General features: G+C 73.5%; 17 protein-coding genes and 1 pseudogene. 8 read left to right on the top strand and 10 right to left on the bottom strand.

Annotation, left to right across the window (positions count from 1 at the left end; all coding sequences use genetic code 11):
* Nucleotides 1–40 precede the first annotated feature (40 nt).
* From ACFWFZ_RS10165 to ACFWFZ_RS10155, 3 genes are read left to right on the top strand one after another with little or no spacing between them, the layout of a single operon-like run.
* Nucleotides 41–1,192, top strand: coding sequence for a lipid-transfer protein (locus ACFWFZ_RS10165; protein ID WP_387119376.1), 1,152 nt, complete (start codon nucleotides 41–43; stop codon nucleotides 1,190–1,192).
* Nucleotides 1,193–1,195: 3 nt separating this feature from the next.
* The gene (locus ACFWFZ_RS10160) at nucleotides 1,196–1,666 is read left to right on the top strand and encodes a Zn-ribbon domain-containing OB-fold protein (RefSeq protein ID WP_387119373.1); all 471 of its coding nucleotides are present in this window, start codon (nucleotides 1,196–1,198) and stop codon (nucleotides 1,664–1,666) included.
* Nucleotides 1,663–2,439, top strand: coding sequence for an enoyl-CoA hydratase/isomerase family protein (locus tag ACFWFZ_RS10155; RefSeq protein ID WP_387119370.1), 777 nt, complete (start codon nucleotides 1,663–1,665; stop codon nucleotides 2,437–2,439). Before ACFWFZ_RS10160 ends, ACFWFZ_RS10155 begins: the two co-directional genes overlap by 4 nt.
* 9 nt (nucleotides 2,440–2,448) lie before the next feature.
* Here ACFWFZ_RS10155 and ACFWFZ_RS10150 read toward each other — a convergent pair whose 3' ends face one another.
* From ACFWFZ_RS10150 to ACFWFZ_RS10135, 4 genes are all read right to left on the bottom strand, one after another.
* Nucleotides 2,449–3,069, bottom strand: coding sequence for a hypothetical protein (locus ACFWFZ_RS10150; protein ID WP_387119367.1), 621 nt, complete (start codon nucleotides 3,067–3,069; stop codon nucleotides 2,449–2,451).
* A gap of 120 nt (nucleotides 3,070–3,189) precedes the next feature.
* Nucleotides 3,190–3,687 carry a peptidylprolyl isomerase gene (locus ACFWFZ_RS10145; protein ID WP_387119363.1) on the bottom strand — a complete coding sequence of 166 codons (498 nt, stop codon included), beginning with the start codon at nucleotides 3,685–3,687 and terminating at the stop codon, nucleotides 3,190–3,192.
* Nucleotides 3,688–3,753: 66 nt separating this feature from the next.
* Nucleotides 3,754–6,189, bottom strand: coding sequence for a serine/threonine-protein kinase (locus ACFWFZ_RS10140; protein WP_387119360.1), 2,436 nt, complete (start codon nucleotides 6,187–6,189; stop codon nucleotides 3,754–3,756).
* A gap of 193 nt (nucleotides 6,190–6,382) precedes the next feature.
* Complete coding sequence (locus ACFWFZ_RS10135) at nucleotides 6,383–7,177, bottom strand: VOC family protein (RefSeq protein ID WP_387119357.1); 795 nt, start codon at nucleotides 7,175–7,177, stop codon at nucleotides 6,383–6,385.
* Between the two features lie 344 nt (nucleotides 7,178–7,521).
* Between ACFWFZ_RS10135 and ACFWFZ_RS10130 the strand changes: the two genes are divergently transcribed.
* Complete coding sequence (locus ACFWFZ_RS10130) at nucleotides 7,522–8,169, top strand: TetR family transcriptional regulator (protein WP_387119354.1); 648 nt, start codon at nucleotides 7,522–7,524, stop codon at nucleotides 8,167–8,169.
* Between the two features lie 64 nt (nucleotides 8,170–8,233).
* Here ACFWFZ_RS10130 and ACFWFZ_RS10125 read toward each other — a convergent pair whose 3' ends face one another.
* A complete protein-coding gene (locus ACFWFZ_RS10125) occupies nucleotides 8,234–8,716 on the bottom strand; it encodes a nitroreductase family deazaflavin-dependent oxidoreductase (protein WP_387119352.1) in 483 nt (160 codons plus the stop codon).
* Entirely contained in the window at nucleotides 8,716–10,038 is a 1,323-nt protein-coding gene (locus tag ACFWFZ_RS10120; RefSeq protein ID WP_387119350.1) for an acyl-CoA dehydrogenase family protein, read from the bottom strand. Before ACFWFZ_RS10120 ends, ACFWFZ_RS10125 begins: the two co-directional genes overlap by 1 nt.
* Nucleotides 10,039–10,203: 165 nt before the next feature.
* Between ACFWFZ_RS10120 and ACFWFZ_RS10115 the strand changes: the two genes are divergently transcribed.
* The gene (locus tag ACFWFZ_RS10115; protein WP_387119348.1) at nucleotides 10,204–11,397 is read left to right on the top strand and encodes an acetyl-CoA acetyltransferase; all 1,194 of its coding nucleotides are present in this window, start codon (nucleotides 10,204–10,206) and stop codon (nucleotides 11,395–11,397) included.
* A 241-nt stretch (nucleotides 11,398–11,638) separates the two neighbouring features.
* Here ACFWFZ_RS10115 and ACFWFZ_RS10110 read toward each other — a convergent pair whose 3' ends face one another.
* Together ACFWFZ_RS10110 and ACFWFZ_RS10105 are read right to left on the bottom strand one after the other, a co-directional pair.
* Nucleotides 11,639–12,052 carry a hypothetical protein gene (locus ACFWFZ_RS10110; protein WP_387119346.1) on the bottom strand — a complete coding sequence of 138 codons (414 nt, stop codon included), beginning with the start codon at nucleotides 12,050–12,052 and terminating at the stop codon, nucleotides 11,639–11,641.
* 531 nt (nucleotides 12,053–12,583) lie between these two features.
* Nucleotides 12,584–13,009, bottom strand: a pseudogene (locus tag ACFWFZ_RS10105) (helix-turn-helix domain-containing protein); the annotation flags it as partial.
* Between the two features lie 481 nt (nucleotides 13,010–13,490).
* Here ACFWFZ_RS10105 and ACFWFZ_RS10100 point away from each other — a divergent pair.
* Entirely contained in the window at nucleotides 13,491–14,192 is a 702-nt protein-coding gene (locus ACFWFZ_RS10100) for a pyridoxal 5'-phosphate synthase (RefSeq protein WP_387119343.1), read from the top strand.
* A 13-nt stretch (nucleotides 14,193–14,205) separates the two neighbouring features.
* Here ACFWFZ_RS10100 and ACFWFZ_RS10095 read toward each other — a convergent pair whose 3' ends face one another.
* Both ACFWFZ_RS10095 and ACFWFZ_RS10090 read right to left on the bottom strand, forming a co-directional pair.
* Complete coding sequence (locus tag ACFWFZ_RS10095) at nucleotides 14,206–14,640, bottom strand: Zn-ribbon domain-containing OB-fold protein (RefSeq protein WP_387119339.1); 435 nt, start codon at nucleotides 14,638–14,640, stop codon at nucleotides 14,206–14,208.
* On the bottom strand, nucleotides 14,637–15,089 hold the full coding sequence (locus ACFWFZ_RS10090) for a DoxX family protein (RefSeq protein WP_387119336.1): 453 nt from the start codon (nucleotides 15,087–15,089) through the stop codon (nucleotides 14,637–14,639). The genes ACFWFZ_RS10095 and ACFWFZ_RS10090 overlap by 4 nt, the downstream gene beginning before the upstream one ends.
* A 204-nt stretch (nucleotides 15,090–15,293) precedes the next feature.
* On the opposite strand from ACFWFZ_RS10090, the gene ACFWFZ_RS10085 reads away from it, so the two are divergent.
* Both ACFWFZ_RS10085 and ACFWFZ_RS10080 read left to right on the top strand, forming a co-directional pair.
* Nucleotides 15,294–16,475, top strand: coding sequence for a flavin-containing monooxygenase (locus ACFWFZ_RS10085; protein WP_387119333.1), 1,182 nt, complete (start codon nucleotides 15,294–15,296; stop codon nucleotides 16,473–16,475).
* Between the two features lie 318 nt (nucleotides 16,476–16,793).
* Nucleotides 16,794–19,028 carry an acetate--CoA ligase family protein gene (locus tag ACFWFZ_RS10080; protein WP_387119330.1) on the top strand — a complete coding sequence of 745 codons (2,235 nt, stop codon included), beginning with the start codon at nucleotides 16,794–16,796 and terminating at the stop codon, nucleotides 19,026–19,028.
* The last annotated feature ends 272 nt before the right edge of the window (nucleotides 19,029–19,300 follow it).

Raw genomic sequence — 19,300 nt, 5'->3', positions numbered from 1 at the left:
CCTTCGCGGCTGTCAGTACTGGCGCACCCCGGAGGTGGCGATGGCGGCAACGCTCAAGGACGCTACGGCGATAGTCGGCATCGGCCAGACCCCCTTTGCCAGGCATCTGCCCCAGTCCGAGAAGGAACTGGCCTGCCGGGCGATCCTGGCGGCCCTGGCCGACGCGGGCATCGACCCTGGCGAGGTCGACGCCTTCTCCTCCTACACGATGGAGGAGACCGACGAGGTGGAGGTCGCCAAGGCCATCGGCGCCGGCGATGTCACCTTCTTCTCCAAGATCGGCTACGGCGGCGGGGGTTCCTGCGCCACCGTCGGCCACCTCGCCGCCGCCGTCGCCACCGGCCAGGCCACCGTCGGCGTCGCCTGGCGCTCCCGCAAACGCGGCTCCGGCCCCCGCCCCTGGAAGAACACCGCCGTCCAGCTGCCCACCCCCGGCCAATGGACCAGGCCCTTCGGCCTGCTGCGCCCCGCCGACGAGATCGGCATGCTGGCCCGCCGCTACATGCACGAGTACGGCGCCACCCGCGACCACCTCTTCAACGTGGCGATGGCCTGCCGCAACCGCGCCAACGAGAACCCCGCCGCGATGATGTACGAACGCCCGCTGACCCGCGAGATGTACATGACCTCCCGCATGATCAGCGACCCGCTCTGCCTCTTCGACAACTGCCTGGAGACCGACGGCGCACTGGCCTGCGTGATCGTCTCCGCCGAACGGGCCCGCGACTGCCGCCACAAGCCCGTCTACGTCCACTCCGCCGCCCAGGGTCTGCCCTCCCAGCACCACGGCATGGTCAACTACTGGAACGACGACCCGCTGTCCGGGCCCGCCTGGACCGCCGCCCGCCACCTGTGGAAGCAGGCCGACTTCGGCCCCCAGGACGTGGACGTCGCCCAGATCTACGACGCCTTCACCCCGCTCATCCCGCTCTCCCTGGAGGGCTACGGCTTCTGCGGGCGCGGCGAGGGCGCCGCCTTCACCGAGGGCGGCGCCCTGGAGCTGGGCGGCCGGCTCCCCGTCAACACCGGTGGCGGCGGGCTCAGCGAGGCCTACGTGCACGGCTTCAACCTGATCAACGAGGGCGTCAAGCAGCTGCGCGGCGTCTCCACCGCCCAGGTGCCGGACGCCGCGACCTGCCTGGTCACGGCCGGCGAAGGCGTCCCCACGTCCGCGATCCTGCTGAGGAGCTGACCGATGACCACCCCGTCCGACACCGCCGAAGCCGCCCAGGCCGACGGCCTGCTCCTGCCCGTCCCCGACGAGGACGGCGCCCCCTTCTGGGAGTACGCCGCCCGGGGCGAACTGCGCGTCCAGGCCTGCACCGACTGCGGGCGGCTGCGCTTCCCGCCCCGCCCCTGCTGCCCGCACTGCCGGTCCTTCGACAGCGAGTGGCGCCGCATGAGCGGTCGCGGCCGCATCTGGTCCTACGTCCGGCCCCACCCGCCGCTGCTGCCCGCCTACGCCGCGCAGGCCCCGTACAACGTGATCCTCGTCGAGCTCGCCGACGCCCCGCACATCCGCCTCGCCGGGAACCTGGTGGCCTCCGCCGGCGCCCCGCTCGACTCCGTGGACCCGGCCCGGCTGCGCATCGGCGCCCGCGTCCACGTGGCCTTCACCGAGCTGGGCGGGATCACCGTGCCGCGCTGGCTCCTGGAGAGGTCATGACCCTGAGGGTGGACCGCGACAAGGCCACCGGGGTCGCGGTCGTCACCCTTGACCGGGAGCACCGGCACAACGCCGTCGACCTGGCCACCGCCGCGGAACTGGGCGAGGCCTGGCGGGAGCTCCGCTTCGCCGAGGAGGTCCGGGCGGTCGTGCTGACCGGCGCCGGGAGGGCCGCCTTCTGCACCGGCATCGACCGCGGCGTCGAGGTGCCGCAACCGGCCTCGCCCTACTCCGCCGACGACCCGCTCATCGCGATCGGCCCCAAGTCCTGCGACCTGTGGAAGCCGGTGGTCGCCGCGGTCAACGGCATGGCCTGCGGCGGCGCCTTCTACCTGCTGGGCGAGTCGGAGTTCCTCATCGCCTCCGAGACGGCCACCTTCTTCGACCCGCACACCACCTACGGGATGGTCAGCGCCTACGAGGCCGTCTACATGGCGCAGCGCATGCCCTTCGGCGAGGCCGCCCGGATGTCCCTGATGGGCACGGCCGAACGGCTCTGCGCACGCCGGGCCCACGAGATCGGCCTGGTCTCGGAGCTGGCCGAGCCGGACGGGCTGCTCCCGGCGGCCCTGCGGGCGGCGCAGACCCTGGCCGGCTTCCCGACGGAGGCCGTACAGGGCACCGTACGGGCGCTGTGGTCGGCGAAGCAGGCCGCGCTCCAGCAGGCCCTGGCGCAGGCCCCGGCGCTGATCGCCCTGGGGAACCTGCCGCCGCAGCGCCAGGCGGACCTGTTCGCGAACCGCCGCACGGCCGCTCAGCCCCGGCTGCGCTGACGCGGCCCGTCAGCGGGGCTTGCGGGACTTGCTCACGCCGGGCTTCGGCGTGCTCGTGCTCCCGCTCGTGGAACCGCTCGTGGAACCGCCGGAAGTGGAGCCGGGGGCGGGGGTGCGCGTGGCGGCCGGGCCGGAGCCGCGGGTGGTGGGCTCGCCGAGCCGGCAGCTCCTGACGTCCGCGGCGCGCGCGGGGTCGTCGAGCGGCACGTCGACCGTGCGGGTCTCGCGGGCCCCCAGGTCCACCTGTACGACCTCGGACTCGACGGCGGCGCCCGCGGCACCCTCCCGGTGGAGCTCGACCTCGAAGGTGGCCTTGCGGTCGAGCCGCGAGGTGAACCGGAGCGTGGTGACGGGCCTGCCCGGGCCGGTGCAGGTGACCACGACCACGGTGGCCGGATCGCCGCTGGGGCTCGCGGAGGCGGTCGACGCGGAGGCCGTGCCGCCGTTCCCGTCGCTGCGGCTCTTCTTCGTCTTGCTCTTGGAGCTGGAGCAGCCGCCCCCGCTGCTGCTGCCCTTGCTGCCGCCCTTGCTCTTCCCGCCGCTGCTGCCGCCCGACGACGAGAAGCCCGTCAGCGCGAACACCACGGCCACCAGCACCGCGGTGAATCTGGTCCGACGCCCAGCCACCATGTCCCGAACCCCTCCCCCTGAGGCAACGGCGGGTCACGCTACCAGGCGGCCCCGGCAGACGGCGGCGGCCCCGGCCCCCGGGAGGGGGCGGGGCCGACCGGCCGTGCAGGCGGGTGGTGATCAGGCGGCGTCGACGACGCCGGAGGCCGCGATCTCGACCTTGCCCTTGGGGGCGCCGGACTGGGAGCCCAGGGCCTCGATCTGGTCGACGAGCTCCTGGCCCGAGACGACCTCGCCGAAGACGACGTGCTTGCCGTCGAGCCACGAGGTGACGACCGTGGTGATGAAGAACTGCGAGCCGTTGGTGTTGCGGCCGGCGTTCGCCATCGACAGCAGGTACGGGCGGTCGTGCTTCAGCTGGAAGTTCTCGTCCTCGAACTTCTCGCCGTAGATGGACTTGCCGCCGGTGCCGTTGTGGTTGGTGAAGTCACCGCCCTGGAGCATGAACTGCGGAATGATGCGGTGGAAGCCGGAGCCGGCGTAGCCGAAGCCGTTCTGGCCGGTGGCCAGCTCACGGAAGTTGCGCGCGGTCTTCGGGACGACATCGTCGTACAGCTTGAAGACGATGCGGCCCGCGGACTCGCCGTTGATGTTGATGTCGAAGTAGACGTTGCTCATGGGGTCCATCCTGTCACTCCCGGTGCGGTGCGCGACCCGGCGGGGCCGAACCCGGCCCCGGTCGGGTCACCCGCTCGTACGGGTGCCCGTGCCCTTCGCCGCGTCCAGGGCGTACACGCAGCGGTCCTTGCTGCACGCGTACACCACCCCCGCCTCCGCGACCGGGGCGCCGGCGATCTCGCCGCCCGTGGCCAGCTTCCAGCGCAGCTGGCCGCCCGCCGCGTCCAGGGTGTAGAGGCAGTGGTCGGCCGACCCGAAGTGCACCCGGCCGTCCGCGACCGCCGGCAGGCCCGTGATCTCGCCGCCCGCCGCGAACCGCCACTTCGGGGTGCCGGTGACCGCGTCGAGCGTGTACAGCGCGCTGCCCGCCCCGAGGTGGACGTTGCCGCCCACCACCAGCACCGGGTCGGAGGACTGCCGCGACTCCGTCGCGATCCGCCAGCGGTCCTGGCCGGTGGCCGCGTCGAGGGCGTAGACGGTGCCCAGGTAGTCGGCGAGGTAGACCCCGCCGCCCGTGACGGCCGCGCCCGGCGCGAAGGCCGGCGGGGCCAGGAAGACCGCGGGGGCCTCGAAGTGCCAGCGGACCCGGCCCGAGGCCCGGTCCACCGAGAGCACCCGGGTGCCGGCCGCGACGTACACGTTGCCGTCCGGGGCGGGCGTGACCCGGACGGGCACGTTCCCGCAGGAGCCCGCGTCGCCGATCGGGTACGACCAGGACTCGCGGCCGCTGCGGGCGTCCAGGGCGCGCAGCCGCGCGTCCTGCCACACGTACACCGTGCCGTCGTGGAGGACGGGGGCCGCCTCCGGCGTCTCGAAGTCGCTCTGCGCGCCGGTCAGCTCCCACAGCTTGTGGCCGTTGGACGCCTCCCATGCCTGTACGCCGCCGCCGCGCGTGGCGGTGACGACCGTGCCGCGCTCGGCGCGCAGCGCGTACACCCAGGCGTCGGTGGACAGCCGCCACCGCTCGGAGCCGTCGGAGCCGTCAAGCGCGTACAGGGAGGGCCCGTCGGAGGCGTGGATCCGGCCGTCGGCGACCGCCATGGACCAGGCGACGTCGCGGGTCTTGAACTGGCGGCGGCCGCTGGCCACGTCCAGCGCGTGGACCTCGAAGGAGGTCACGTACAGCAGGTTGCCGGCGACGGTCGGGGTGCCCCAGACCTCGTTCGACATGCGGAAGCGCCACGGACGCCAGCGGCCGCTGTCCGGGGCCGGGCCGGGGCTCGGTACGGACGGCGTGACCGGTCCGGTCGCCGGGGCGGGTGCGGAGCCGTCGGGCGGGCGGACCCAGCCGGTCGCCGAGTCCGCGGCGGAGGAGTGCGCCGCGGACGCCGCGGAAGCGGCGGCCGTCGCGAACGGTCCGGGCCCGATCGGCACCGGCGAGCCGCCCAGGCGTACGGGCTCACCCGACGGCACCGGGGACCGCGGCGGGTGGTGCGGGCGCTGCGGCACGGCCTGGCCGGTGCGCGGGTCCACCCAGCCCTCGGCGCCGCGCGGGCGGCGGTGCGTCGCCTGCTCGGACAGCGGCCCGCGGGCCCTCGCGCCGCCTCCGGCGCCGCCGTCACGGCCGGGCGCGGGCACGGCCGCGGCCGCGGCCGCGGCGGGCGTACGGTTGCCCGCGCGCCGGGCCTCGATCATGGCGACGGCCCGGCCGGGCAGCCACGCCGACGCGGTGCCGCTGTCGTCGCCGCCGTCGAACAGGTGCGGGGCCAGCTGCGCCTGCAGGTCGGCCGGGGTGGGCCGCAGCGAGGCGTCCATCTGCATGCAGGACTCGATCAGCGGCCGCAGCTCCTCGGGGAGCCCCTCCAGGTTCGGGCCCTCGCGCAGCAGCATGAAGACCGTCTCCACCGGGTTCGCCCCGTGGTAGGGGGGGTGCCCGGTCGCGGCGAAGACCAGCGTGGAGCCGAGCGAGAAGACGTCGCTGGCGCCCTTGACGCTGCGCGAGTCCTTCGCCTGCTCGGGCGACATGTAGGCCGGGGTGCCGACGGCGACGTTCGTCATGGTCAGGCGGGTGTTCGAGACGCCGCTCGCGATGCCGAAGTCGATCACGCGCGGGCCGTCCTCGACGACGAGCACGTTGGACGGCTTCAGGTCGCGGTGGACGAGGCCGGCGCCGTGGATGGATTGCAGGGCCTCGGCGATACCGGCGGCGAGCCACCGCACGGCCTGGGCGGGCATGGGCCCGCACTCGTTGACGATCTCCTCCAGGGAGGGCGCCGGGACGTACGCGGTGGCCAGCCACGGCACGGCGGCCCGCGGGTCGGCGTCGACGACGGCCGCCGTGTAGAAGCCGGACACGGCGCGCGCCGCCTCCACCTCGCGGGTGAAGCGGACGCGGAAGAGCTGGTCCTCGGCGAGCTCGGTCCGCACCGTCTTGATCGCGACCCGCCGTCCGGACGCGGACCGTGCGAGATAGACCAGCCCCATGCCGCCGGCGCCGAGCCGTCCCAGCACCTCGAAGGGGCCGATCCGTCTCGGGTCGTGCTGCGTCAGCTGCTCCACCACTCGCCTCCACACCTCCCCGTACGGGCCACTCACCGGGCCCGCTCCCACCGGCACGGGGACCTGCCCCGTGCAGCGTCTCATTCCGGGGCGCAGCCCGGGTCGCGCAACCCGATTCTGTCAGGCCCGGGCCGGGTCCGGCCCCGGCACGGCGAGCAGCCCGGTGTGATCTGCCCGGCGATCCGCACCAAGGCGGCTAGCCGTCCGCCTTGGTGCGGGGTTCCGAGAGGAGCCCGAAGACCGCCCCCTGATTGTCCGCGACGACCGCGATCCGCCCGTAGGGGGTGTCGAAGGGGTCCGCGGTGACCCGGCCGCCGAGGCGCTGCACCGTCGCCGCGGACTGGTCGCAGTCCGGGACGGCGAAGTAGACGAGGAAGTGCGCGGGCATGATCTCCGGGAAGGCGTCCGTGATCAGGCTGCGGCCCAGGACGGCGGTGTCCGTGCCGGGCGCCTTGCCGGGCGGCGACCAGATGCGGTATTCGACCCCGGCGTCGTCCTGGTCCTGGGGGACATAGCCGAAGACCTTCGCGTAGAAGACGTCCACGGCGTCGCGGGCCCGGGTGTAGACCTCGCTCCAGCAGTACGTGTACGGCTCCTGCTGGGCCTCGAAACCGTGGTGGGTGCCGGGCTGCCACAGTCCGAAGACGGCTCCGCCGGGGTCGGCGGCCATCGCGGCGGTGCCGTAGGGGCCGACCGGCATGGGGTCCATCACCATCTGGCCGCCGGCGGCGCGGATGCGCTGGGCACAGGCGTAGGCGTCGTTGGTGTAGAGGTAGACCCCCCAGACCGTGGGCATCCGGCCGTCGGGCTTGGGGGCGAGGGCGGCGACGTTGCGGCCCCGGCTGTAGGCCTGCGTGTAGTGGCCGTACGCGGCGCCCGCACTGTCCGCGTAGGTCCACCCGAAGAGCTCGCCGTAGAACCGCTTGCCCGCCTCGACATCGGGAAGCGAGGCGTCCACCCAGCAGGGTGCGCCTTCCACGAATGCGGCCATGGGCCCGGTTCCTTCCGTTCTGCGGGGGTGTGTACCCTCCCACCCTCTCCCAGCCATGATCCGCCCGAAAACTTGTCCACAGCCTGTTGATAAGACTATTCGGGGGAAACCTCAGGGAACCGGGCGGCGCCCCCGGCCCGGACCGCGGGGGCGCCCGGGCCGTGAACACGCGCCGCACCCGGGCCGTGAACACGCACCGCAACCGGGCCGTGACCGCGCGCCGCACCGGCCTGAATCCGCCTCCGCGGTCGCCCGGGACGCCCTTCCACCCAGGCCAGGGACCCGGTAACCCCATTTGCAGGCGGCCGAATAGCGCGCAGATCACCCCTCGGTAAGCTGACGGCATGACAGGACAAGTACGCACCGTCGACGGGCGTGTCGCCGGCCGGCGCGGCCAGGCGACGCGGCAGAAGCTGCTCGACTGCCTCAGCGAGATGCTCAGCTCCTCGCCGTACCGCGACGTCAAGGTGATCGACGTCGCCCGCAAGGCCGGCACCTCCCCCGCGACCTTCTACCAGTACTTCCCGGACGTCGAAGGCGCCGTCCTGGAGATCGCCGAACACATGGCCACCGAGGGCGCACAGTTGACGTCGCTCGTCGAGGGACGGACCTGGGTCGGCAAGTCCGGGTGGTCAGCCGCCGAGGAACTCGTCGACGGCTTCCTGGAGTTCTGGCGTCGCAACGACGCGATCCTGCGCGTGGTCGACCTCGGTGCGGCCGAGGGCGACAAGCGGTTCTACAAGATCCGCATGAAGATCCTGAACTCGGTCACCAACTCCCTCACGGAATCGGTGAAGGAGCTCCAGGCCAAGGGCAAGGTCGACAAGGACGTCAGCCCCGCCGCGATGGCCGGTTCGCTGGTCGCGATGCTGGCCGCGGTCGCCTCGCACCAGAAGGGCTTCCAGGCCTGGGGGGTCAAGCAGGCCGAGCTCAAGCCGAACCTGGCACTGCTCGTCCACCTCGGCATCACCGGCAAGAAGCCGACCAGGTAACGGCGGGCCCGCACCAGGTTCGCCGCCGCCGGCCGGCTCCGCGCCGGCGCCACCCCCGCCCGGATCAGCGACGCTCCAGGCGGAACAGCCGGATCTCACGCTCGATGCGCGCCTGGTACGTCGCGTACGGCGGCCAGAACCCCAGCACCGCCTGCCACGCCGCCGCGCGCTCCTCACCCGCCAGCAGCCGGGCCCGTACGGGGATGTCCCTTCCTTGCCAACTCACCTCCGCGTCCGGGTGCTTGAGCAGGTTCCCGGTCCATGCCGGGTGCCCGGGCCGGCCGAAGTTGGACCCGATCAGGATCCAGCTCGTCCCGCCGTCCTCCGGCATGCACGCGAGGGGCGTGGTGCGCGGCTCGCCGGTCCGCGCGCCCTTGGCGGTGAGGATCACGCCCGGCAGCATCCGGGCGCTCAGCATGACCTTGCCACGGGTGAGCCTGTGCACCGCCTTGTCCATGGCGGGGATGAAGTGCGGTGCGATCTTGGCGAACAGCATGGTCGAGGAGACCTTCTGCATCAGCTTGACGCCGGGAGCCACACGAGCCATCAGACGGCCACCTTCTCTTGTGCGGGCGGGGGTGCGGCGGGAGCCGCGGCGGAGGATGCGGGCGCGGTCGGGGTGGCGGCGGCCGGTGCGGGCACGGGCGCGGGGGCCGGGGCGAACAGGCCCGCACGGTCCGCGGCGTGCGCCCGCAGCCGGTGCACCGGGCCGAACAGCAGCTCGTCGGAGGCCGCGCGTTTGAAGTACAGGTGCGCGTCGTGCTCCCAGGTGAAGCCGATGCCGCCGTGCAGCTGGATCGCCTCCCCCGCCGTCAGCCGCAGCGCCTCCAGCGCCTGCGCGAGCGCGAGCCCGCCCTGGTCCGGGTCCCAGGCCGCGTAGTAGGCCGCCGAGCGGGCCGCCTGCACCTGCACGTACAGGTCGGCGAGCCGGTGCTTGACCGCCTGGAAGGAGCCGATCGCCCGGCCGAACTGCTCGCGCCCGCGCACGTACTCCACGGTGCGGGCGAGCGCCTGGCCGGCCGCCCCGACCGCCTCGGCGGCGAGCACGGCCGAGGCGGTGCGCCCGGTGGCGGCGAGGGCCCCCGGTACGCCGCCGCCCGGTACGCCGCCCCCCTCCTCTCCCTCGCCCCGGCCCCCGCCCTCACTGCCGCTCTCACCGAGCAACTCCGCAGGCACATCACGGAGTTGGATCCGGGCCTGCGGGCGCGTCTCGTCGAGCACGCTCTGCCGGGACCGTACGAGGCCGGGCGCGCCCTCCCGCACGAGGAACAGCAGGGTACGGCTGCGCGCGAAGCCGCCGGTGTGCGCGGCGACCAGCAGCAGGGACGCGCTGTGCCCGTCGAGCACCTGGGCGGCCTCCCCGTACAGCCGCCAGCCGTCGCCGGCCGCGTCGGCGCGGGCCTGGACCCCGCCGGCCCGGCCGCCGCCGGACCACTGGCCCGCGCAGTCCTCGCCGGTCAGCGCGAGGGCGGTGGCGAGCGCCGGGCCGGGGACGGCGAGGGCGGCGGTCAGCCCGCCCGACGCCAGCGGCGGGAGCAGCGCGGAGCGCTGGGCGGCGGTGCCGAGGGCGGCGATCAGCGGCGCGCAGAGCACAGCGGTGGCCAGCAGCGGCGAGGGCAGCAGTGCCCGCCCGGTCTCCTCGCAGGCCAGGGCCAGGTCGGCGGGGGTGCAGCCGACCCCGCCGTACTCCTCGGCGACGGCGATGCCCGGCAACCCGAGCTGGCAGGAGAGCTGCTGCCACAGCTCGCGGTCGTATCCGGCAGCGGTGCGGACGGCGGCCTTGACCTCGTCGGGGCCGCAGCGTTTACCCAGGATCTCGCGCAGGGTGCGCCGTATCTCGTCCTGCTCCGCGGTGAAGGCGGCATCCATCGTCGGGCTCCTCCCCGTATCTGACGGGCCGTCATGTTAGGGCGGCGGGCGACAGATGCACAGGGGGCGACGGGAGCGGGATGCGCGGGGCGGGTTGCGCGGGGCCGGGCGCCCCGGGGGTTGGGGGCCTAGCACCTGACGGGACGTCAGATGTACGGTCCTGGCATGCCTGGACTCACACCTGGAAGCGCCCCCCGCCCCGGCCGGCGGGTCGCGGTGGTCGGCGTCGCCCTCTCGGACTGCGGCCGGGTGGACGGCCCCACCCCCTACGCCCTGCACGCACAGGCCGCCCGGCGCGCCCTGGCCGACTCCGGCCTCCCCCGCTCCGTCATCGACGGCTTCGCCTCAGCCGGCCTCGGCACGCTCGCACCGGTCGAGGTGGCCGAGTACCTGGGGCTGCGCCCCACCTGGGTCGACTCCACCTCCGTCGGCGGCTCGACCTGGGAGGTCATGGCCGCGCACGCGGCGGACGCGATCACCGCGGGCCACGCCAACGCCGTGCTGCTGGTGTACGGATCCACGGCCCGGGCCGACATCAAGGCCCGGCGCCGTACCTCGAACCTCTCCTTCGGCGCCCGCGGACCGCTGCAGTTCGAGGTCCCGTACGGCCACACGCTGGTCTCCAAGTACGCCATGGCCGCCCGCCGCCACATGCACCAGTACGGGACGACCCTGGAGCAGCTCGCCTCCGTCGCCGTACAGGCCCGGGCGAACGCGGCGACGAACCCCGACGCGATGTTCCGCGACCCCATCACCGTCGAGGACGTCCTGGGCGGCGAGATGATCGCCGACCCCTTCACGAAGCTGCACTGCTGCATCCGCTCGGACGGCGGCTGCGCGGTGCTCCTGGCCGCGGAGGACTACGTACCCGACACCGCCAAGGCGCCGGTGTGGGTCCTGGGCTCGGGCACCGCCGTCTCCCACACCACCATGTCGGAGTGGGAGGACTTCACCGTCTCCCCGGCGGCCGTCTCGGGCCGCATCGCCTTCGAACGGGCGGGCCTGACCCCGGCGGACGTGGACCTCGCGGAGATCTACGACGCCTTCACGTACATGACCCTGGTGACCCTGGAGGACCTCGGCTTCTGCGCGAAGGGCGAAGGTGGCGCCTTCGTGGAGAAGGGCCGCCTGCTGCGCGACGGGGAACTCCCGGTCAACACGGACGGTGGCGGCCTCTCGGCCTGCCATCCGGGCATGCGCGGCCTGTTCCTGCTGGTCGAGGCGGTCCGCCAACTCCGCGGCGAGGCCGGGGCGGGCCAGGTCGCCAAGCCCGGCGGCGACCTCCCCCGGGTCGCCCTGACCTCGGGCACAGGCGGCTGGTTCTGCTCCTCGGGCACGGTGCTACTGGGGCGGGGGTAGGGGGCGGGGCACCGGCGGGGCGGGGGCTTCGGGGGGCGGGTGGGGCACCGGGGCCAGGATCGCGAGGGTGAGGATGGGGCGGCGGCCGGTGGTGCCGTCGCCCTTGATGCGGGGCCGGTGACGAAGGCGGTGAACGGCACGGTCAGCACCGTGGGGTGGGCAGCACCTTACCGATCGGTGAGGGCGCTCAGCACTCCCCGATCCGGTGGCGACGGAGTGCAGGGGTCTCGGCGGTGCGCGGTCAGACCAGCGAGGTCAGCAGGCCGCGAAGGAACCGGCCGAGCCAGAACGCGGCGGCCGACGGTTGGTCCTGGTCTTCCGTCGAGCCGTCGTGCAGCAGGTACTCGGTGGGGGCTGTGTAGCCCTCGCCAGGTTCGAGGCGGATGCGGACGACGCGGATGGGGTGGCCGGCTGCGACGTAGGCCCGGAAATCGTTGGTGTGGGGGTAGCGGTGCTCATGGCCGGTGCCGTGGACCGCGCGGCACACGGTCTGGACGTCCAGGGCGCCGAGGACGATGTAGCGGGTTCCGGGCCCCAGGTTGAGGGCGATCCTGCGGCGGCCTGTGTGACGGTCGGAACAGCGGAGCTTGTCCCAGTTGTCGAGGTGCAGGCCGATCAGCCGCCCGTCCTCGTAGTTGTCCGTGGTGGTGACCATGCCCGGCTTCGCCAGGGCCTGCCCCAAGTACACCGCGTCCGGATCGCCCAGGGGCCGGGGCAGGTCTTCGAGCGGAAGACCTTCCTGGAAGGGGGCCGGACGATCTCCACCAGAGTGCTGTCCAGGGGCCGGCGAGGCGCCGTGAGGGACCTGACGTCCGCGGCGGTCATGGGGCGCCACTGCCCGGCCGGGACGACCGCCCCGGACTCGTAGGCGGTCTCATTCTTGAGAGTGGTCCGTACGGTGGCCGTCTCGCAGCGGGCGCGGAGCGCGGCGGGGTCGCCGTACGCGATGTGCAAGGGCATGAGGGAGCCTCCTGTCAGTCGTCGCTGACGTCGATGTCGAGGTCGGCCACCAGGGCCTCGGCGAGGTCGGCCTGCTGGGCGGGCGTGATGCGGATCTTCGACAGGTTCGCGACGCCGCGGATCGCCGAGAGGTCGTTGCCGCGAAGGTCAGCGTCCCGGTACCGGCCGGCACCGATGCCCACGGCGAAGTCGTGCTCCAGCAGGAACTCGCACCACGCGTCGTCCCGACCGCGTAAATCGCGTACGCCTCTTCTCGTTCATGGCCGGTGGACACCTCGGCGAGGGCGCGGGCCTCGCGCAGCATGTCCGGCAGCTCGCTCAGCACGGCGCCGTTCGCTGCCGCATCGCGCAGGCGCAGCAGACGCTTCATGTCGTGCCAGAGCACCTCGGACGGGCGCGGGATTCCGGCGAAGACCGGAGCCAGGTCATAGCGGCGCAGCTCCCGCAGGATCGAAGCCGCGGACACCTGCCACTTCGTCTCGGCGCCACCACCGGTGTACGGACGCTCGATCAGCGTGTTCGGATGGCAGTGCAGGGCGGCGGCAACGGCGTTGATCAGCCCGGCCCGGTCCAGCTCGATCCGGCCCTTCTCCAGCTTGGACACCCAGCCCTGCGTCCGACCGAGCGCGGCGGCGAGGTCGGCCTGAGTCATCCCCACGGAGAGCCGCTGACGCCGGACTCGCTGGCCGATCCGCTCCTGCTCCTCGATGTACCCGCTCACATCCGCCACCCCGATCTGCGACCGCTTCTGACGGGACGGTACCCCCCGTGGAGCGGCTGGCGGCGGGCCTTGGCCACGGGATCTCACCATGCGGCACGCCGCTTCCGAGCGCCCCACCGCCGCGGCGACCTCGTCGAAGCCGAAGGCGAAGACCTCCCGCAGCACGGCCGGCAGCGGCGATTCCTTGATCAGTTTTCCGGCCGACATGAGCTGCTTGAGGGCGTTGCCGGCGGTCGGGTCGGCGAAGTAGTCGAGTCGCGTGTCCATGGTGTGCTCCTCCGTCGTCGTCAGTGGCTGCACTCCCGAGACGAGATGGCCGGGCGTCCTGTGACACGGATGGCGGTCATGGCGGATGCGACCTGCGTCTCCCCCGCTGCGGCCGGGCCGCTCGGTCCCGCTTAGCCTGGGCGCCATGAGCAGCGAAGGCCGTGACGGCGGTGCAGGCAGCGAGGCCAGCGACGAGGAATTCCGTTCCGTCCTGCACGCCCTGCGCGTGTGGGACTCCCCGCTCCCCGGGTTCGACACCGGGGCCGCGCCCGGCGAGCCGGTGGCGTTGTTCCGGGAATGGTTCGTGCACGCCGCGCGAGCGGGGCAGCCGGAGCCGCACACGATGAGCCTGGCCACGGTGGACGGCGAGGGGCGGCCCGACGTACGGACGCTGATCCTGCACGACGTCGACGGTCGGGGCTGGCACTTCGCCTCGCACGCCACGAGCGCCAAGGGCGTGCAGCTGGCCGCGCGGCCGGAGGCGGCGCTCGGGTTCTACTGGCCGTCGGTGGGCCGGCAGGTGCGGGTGCGGGGCGAGGTCACCGCGTGCGGCCCGGAGGAGAGCCGGGCGGACCTGGCGGTCCGTTCGCGCGGTGCGCTCGCGGCCGCGCTCACGGGGCGGCAGAGCGAGGTGCTGGGCTGCGCGGAGGAGCTGGTGCGGGCTTCGGAGGCCGCCTGGAAGCGGGCCGGGTCGGAGCCGGACGCGCCGGCTCCGACCTGGACGCGGTACGTACTGGCCCCCGCCGAGGTGGAGTTCTTCCAGGGCGATGCCGCCCGCAGGCACACCCGTCTGCGCTACCGGCGCGGCGCCGCCGGGGCCTGGGTCCGCGAGCTGCTCTGGCCCTGAGGGGGCGGGGGCCTCAGGCGTCCTGAGCCGGAGGCTCGGGCCGGAAGACCGCCACCCACACCCCGTCCGCGGCCTCGCGGAAGGTGACCGACAGCGGCATGCCGATGCGCAGGGCCGCCGCCTCGCAGTCCACCACCTCGGTCATCATCCGCGGGCCTTCGGCCAGGTCGACGACGGCCGCCGTGTAGGGGACGCGCGTGCCGAAGGGCGGGAGGTCGTTGCGGTGGATCACCGACCACGTGTAGAGCGTGGCCCGGCCGCTCGCGGTCTCCCAGGCCACCCGGTCCTCGCCGGCCCAGCAGTGGGGGCAGAACTCGCGCGGGTAGTGGTGCGCCCGTCCGCAGTCGCCGCACCGGCGCAGCAGGAGCCGGCCCCGCGCCGCCGCGTCCCAGTAGGGGCGGGTGAAGTCGTCGGCCTCGGGGAGGTCGTAGCGCACGGTGCCGCTCAAAGGAACAGCCCGATCGCCGCGTCGAGTGACCAGGTCTGCCAGGACATGGCGAGGAGCGCGACGAGCGAGATGAGCGCCATCATCGCGTTCTGCCCCTGCTCGGCCCAGTCGTGGATCATCAGCACCAGGTAGAGGACGTTCAGCAGGAGTCCGCCGACCAGTGCGACCGGGGTCAGGAATCCGAACACCAGGCCCAGCCCGAGGGCGAGTTCGGCGTAGACGACGATGTACGCCATCATCTTCGGCCGCGGTGCGACGACCAGCTGGAAGCCGCCCTTGACGAAGGTCCACCGGTGCTTGTTCGCGACGTCGGCGGCCCACGCGATGCCGGTGCCGCGCTCGAACCAGCCCCTCCTGTCCTTGTGCCGCCAGCTCTCCAGCCACCACAGGCCGAGGCCTATCCGGAGCACGGCGAGCCATTCGGCCCCACTGAGCCAGACGGTCTGCATCGGCAGCCCCCACCCCTCTCACCACTGATCTGACGGTACGTCAGTTCAGCGGATGCGGAGCGATCCCGCAAGGCCCCGGCCGGCCGGGGCCTTGCGCGCACGCGGGCGGGAGCCCCGGCCGGGAGCCCCGCCGTGACCGATCCGCAATCGATTCCCTCCTTGTCCGAGACCCATCAACCCAGCGTGGCGATACGATCACACCTCATGCCCGGAGTCCCTACACCAGCAGTCGACATGACCACCCAGCCCCGCCCCGTGTACGTCATCGGGGCCGGCCCCGGCGGCCTCGCCGCTGCCGCCGCCCTGCGCGCCCGCGGGGTCCGCGCGGTGGTCGTCGAGAAGTCCGACGCCGTCGGCGCGTCCTGGCGGCGCCACTACGACCGGCTGCACCTGCACACCACCCGCCGGCTGTCCGCCCTCCCGGGCCTGGCGATGCCGCGCCGGTTCGGCCGCTGGGTCTCCCGTGACAACGTCGTGCGCTACCTGGAGAAGTACGCCGAGTTCCACGAGCTGGAGCTCGTCACCGGCGTCGAGGTGACCCGCATCGAGCCCGGCCCCGAGGGGGAGGGCGGCTGGACCCTGCACGCCAGCGGCGGGCGGGTGCTGACCGCCGCGGCCGTCGTCGTCGCCACCGGCTTCAACCACACACCCAGACTGCCCGACTGGCCGGGCGCCCAGTCGTACGGCGGGCGGCTGCTGCACGCCGCCGACTACCGCAACCCCCAGCCCTACGCCGGCCAGGACGTCCTCGTCGTCGGCGCCGGCAACACCGGCGCCGAGATCGCCGCCGACCTCGCCGAGGGCGGCGCCGGCCGCGTGCGGCTCGCCGTGCGCACCGCCCCGCACATCATGCGCCGCTCCACCGCCGGCTGGCCCGCCCAGCGCAGCGGGATCCTCGTGCGGCGCCTGCCGGTGCGGCTCGTGGACCGGCTGGGCGCGCTCGTGGCGAGGGCCTCGGTCCCGGACCTGTCGGCGTACGGGCTCCCGCGCCCCGCCACCGGCCTGTACAGCAGGGTCAAGGAGGGCGCGATCCCGGTCCAGGACGTGGGCCTGGTCGACGCGGTGCGCGCCGGGCGGGTGGAGCCGGTGGCCGCCGTGGACTCCTTCGACGGGTCGGAGGTGGTGCTCGCGGACGGCTCGCGCATCACCCCGGACGCGGTGATCGCGGCCACCGGGTACAGCCGGCGACTGGAGGGGCTGGTCGGCCACCTCGGGGTGCTGGACGAGCGCGGCCGGCCCCGCGCGCACGGCGCCCGCACCTGCGGGGAGGCGCGCGGCCTGTACTTCACCGGCTTCACCAACCCCATCAGCGGCATGTTCCGGGAGATGACCCTGGACGCGGAGAAGATCGCCAAGGCGGTGGCGCGACAGACGGCCGACCGCTGAAGCGGCGGCGCCCGTCGGCGGGTCGCAGGGGGTGGTCCAGGTCGTACAGGTGCCGGTGCCGCGGCCATCGCAGCCCGCCGGCGCCCACCGGGGCCGGACCGCGCGCGGGCGGGCGCCCGTGCGCGGTCCGGCCCGTCGTCGATCTCGGCCTGAAAAGCACTCTGGACCGGATCCGGCGGAGTCTGCCACCGTTCACCACACCACCTCCACCAGCTTTCCTGCGCAGCCCTGTTCCTGACGGAACGTCAGTTCAGTAATCTGACTTCACGTCAGTTATCGAGTTCCATCGAGGTTCATCGAGCAGGAGCGGGCGGAACGATGCTTGGATCTACTCACGGCACCCTCACCACCGACTTCCGCGCACGCGTCGAGGCCTGCGGGGAGACCCCCCGGGCGGCCGTCCACTCGTCGGCGGCCCCCTCCGCCGACGACGCGGTCCCCATGGACGTCAGCGGGCGGCCGCTGCACGCCGACGTACCCGACCTGAACCGGTTCTTCCGGCCCGAGTCCGTCGCCGTCATCGGCGCCTCCGACGCCGAGGGCAAGCCCAACAGCGGCATCACCCGCCAGCTCATCGCCTGGGCGGAACGCGTCGGCGCCCGGATCCACCCCGTGCACCCCACCCGCCCCACCGTCTTCGGGCTGGCCTGCCACGCATCCGTGGCCGACCTGCCCGAACACGTGGACCTCGCCGTCCTGCTGGTCTCCGACCCGCTGCCCGTCATCGGGGAACTCGCCGACACCAAGGTGAAGTTCGCCGTCGCCTTCGCCTCCGGATTCGCAGAGACCGGAGATGCCGGCGCCGCCGCCCAGGAACGCCTCGCCGCCGCCGTCCGGCGCTCCGGCCTGCGCCTGCTGGGCCCCAACACCAACCTCAACGCCTTCGAGGCCTTCCGCGACGACCTCGACGGCCCGGCAATCGCCCTGATCACCCAGTCCGGCCACCAGGGCCGGCCCGTCTACACCCTGCAGGAACTGGGCATCCGGCTGTCCCACTGGGCGCCCACCGGCAACGAGGCGGACCTGGAGGCCTCCGACTTCATCTCCTACTTCGCCGAGCAGCCCGAGGTCGGCGCCATCGCCTGCTACGTCGAAGGCCTCAAGGACGGCCGGTCCTTCCTCCTCGCCGCCGACCGGGCCGCCCGCAACGGCGTCCCCGTCGTCGCCGTCAAGGTCGGCCGCACCGAGACCGGCGCCCGCACGGCCGCCTCCCACACCGGGAAGCTGACCGGCGCCGACACCGTCGTGGACGCCGCCATGCGCCAGTTCGGCGTCATCCGCGTCGACGGCCTCGACGAGCTCCAGGACACCGCCGCCCTCCTCGCCCGGGCCCGCAGGCCCCAGGCCGACGGAGTCGTCGTCTACTCCATCTCCGGCGGCACCGGCGCCCACTTCTCCGACCTGGCCACCGAGGCGGGCCTGACCCTGCCCACCCTCTCGCAGGCCAAGCAGGACGAGCTCCACCAGTGGATACCGCCCTACCTGAACGTCGCCAACCCCGTCGACAACGGCGGCCACCCGGTCGGCGACTGGCGCGGCCGGAAGATCATCGACGCGATCCTCGCCGACCCGTCGGTGGGCGTCCTGATCTGCCCGATCACCGGCCCCTTCCCCCCGATGAGCGACAAGCTCGCCCAGGACCTGGCGGACGCCGCCGAGCAGACCGACAAGCTGATCTGCGTGATCTGGGGCTCCCCCGTCGGCACCGAGGACGCCTACCGCACCACCCTCCTCGGCTCCTCCCGCGTGGCCACCTTCCGTACCTTCGGCAACTGCATCACCGCCGTGCGCGCCTACCTCGGCCACCACCGCTTCACCGCCCGCTACCGCTCCCCCTTCGAGGACGCACCGCGCACGCCGTCCCCCTCGTACCGCAAGGCGCAGGCCCTCATGCGGCCGGGACAGCAGCTCAGCGAGCACGCCGCCAAGCAGCTCCTGCGCGCCTACGGGATACGGGTGCCCCGCGAGCAGCTGGTGACGAGCGCGGCGGCGGCGGTCCGCGCGGCCGGACTGGTCGGCTACCCGGTGGTGATGAAGGCCTCCGGCCCGCAGCTGGGCCACAAGACCGAACTCGGCCTCGTGAAGATCGGCCTGACCTCCGCGAGCCAGATCCGCGACGCGTACCGGGAGCTGACCGACATCGCGCGCTACGAGAACGTCCCGCTCGACGGGATCCTGGTCTGCCAGATGGTGGAACGGGGCGTGGAGATGGTCGTCGGGGTCACCCAGGACGACCTCTTCGGCCCGACCGTCACCGTCGGGCTGGGGGGCGTCCTCGTCGAGGTCCTGCACGACGCGGCGGTCCGCGTCCCGCCCTTCGGCGAGGACCAGGCCCGCGCGATGCTCACGGAGCTGCGCGGCCATGCCCTCCTGGAGGGCGTGCGGGGCGCGCCCCCGGCCGACGTGGACGCGCTGGTGGAGGTCATCCTCCGGATCCAGCGCATGGCCCTGGAGTTCGGCGACGAACTCGCCGAGCTGGACATCAACCCCCTGATGGTCCTCCCCCGAGGTCAGGGCGCGGTCGCCCTGGACGCCCTGGCCATCTGCCGCTGACGCTGCGCTCGCCGCCCGGCCACCGCCGCGAGCAGCCTCTCCCCGCCCTTCCACCCTTCCCCTTCCACCCTTCCACCCTTCCGCCGTTCCTCCGCGCCTCAATCGCCGGCGGCGCTGGAGAATCCAGCCCGTCCGCCGTTCGAGGGCGCGGGCGCGCGGCGCACGCACGGGGTCCGGGGCTCCACCCCGGGAAACGGAGAAAGGGCGGGGCGGGGAGACAGCTCCGCGCAGCGGCGACCGGCACCCGGCATCGGCCGCAACCACCGACCACG

Origin of the sequence: Streptomyces sp. NPDC060232 (assembly GCF_042726555.1) — a bacterium.
Taxonomy (GTDB): domain Bacteria; phylum Actinomycetota; class Actinomycetes; order Streptomycetales; family Streptomycetaceae; genus Streptomyces.
The sequence above is the reverse complement of the archived record's forward strand: the minus strand, read 5'-3'. Positions and strand labels throughout refer to the sequence as shown.

Excerpts from the sequence above, each read along its gene's own strand:
- ACFWFZ_RS10165 (WP_387119376.1), top strand. The coding sequence starts at position 41 with ATGGCGGCAACGCTCAAGGACGCTACGGCGATAGTCGGCATCGGCCAG.
- ACFWFZ_RS10160 (WP_387119373.1), top strand. The coding sequence starts at position 1,196 with ATGACCACCCCGTCCGACACCGCCGAAGCCGCCCAGGCCGACGGCCTG.
- ACFWFZ_RS10155 (WP_387119370.1), top strand. The coding sequence starts at position 1,663 with ATGACCCTGAGGGTGGACCGCGACAAGGCCACCGGGGTCGCGGTCGTC.
- ACFWFZ_RS10150 (WP_387119367.1), bottom strand. The coding sequence starts at position 3,069 with ATGGTGGCTGGGCGTCGGACCAGATTCACCGCGGTGCTGGTGGCCGTG.
- ACFWFZ_RS10145 (WP_387119363.1), bottom strand. The coding sequence starts at position 3,687 with ATGAGCAACGTCTACTTCGACATCAACATCAACGGCGAGTCCGCGGGC.
- ACFWFZ_RS10135 (WP_387119357.1), bottom strand. The coding sequence starts at position 7,177 with ATGGCCGCATTCGTGGAAGGCGCACCCTGCTGGGTGGACGCCTCGCTT.
- ACFWFZ_RS10130 (WP_387119354.1), top strand. The coding sequence starts at position 7,522 with ATGACAGGACAAGTACGCACCGTCGACGGGCGTGTCGCCGGCCGGCGC.
- ACFWFZ_RS10125 (WP_387119352.1), bottom strand. The coding sequence starts at position 8,716 with ATGGCTCGTGTGGCTCCCGGCGTCAAGCTGATGCAGAAGGTCTCCTCG.
- ACFWFZ_RS10120 (WP_387119350.1), bottom strand. The coding sequence starts at position 10,038 with ATGGATGCCGCCTTCACCGCGGAGCAGGACGAGATACGGCGCACCCTG.
- ACFWFZ_RS10115 (WP_387119348.1), top strand. The coding sequence starts at position 10,204 with ATGCCTGGACTCACACCTGGAAGCGCCCCCCGCCCCGGCCGGCGGGTC.
- ACFWFZ_RS10110 (WP_387119346.1), bottom strand. The coding sequence starts at position 12,052 with ATGGTCACCACCACGGACAACTACGAGGACGGGCGGCTGATCGGCCTG.
- ACFWFZ_RS10100 (WP_387119343.1), top strand. The coding sequence starts at position 13,491 with ATGAGCAGCGAAGGCCGTGACGGCGGTGCAGGCAGCGAGGCCAGCGAC.
- ACFWFZ_RS10090 (WP_387119336.1), bottom strand. The coding sequence starts at position 15,089 with ATGCAGACCGTCTGGCTCAGTGGGGCCGAATGGCTCGCCGTGCTCCGG.
- ACFWFZ_RS10085 (WP_387119333.1), top strand. The coding sequence starts at position 15,294 with ATGCCCGGAGTCCCTACACCAGCAGTCGACATGACCACCCAGCCCCGC.
- ACFWFZ_RS10080 (WP_387119330.1), top strand. The coding sequence starts at position 16,794 with ATGCTTGGATCTACTCACGGCACCCTCACCACCGACTTCCGCGCACGC.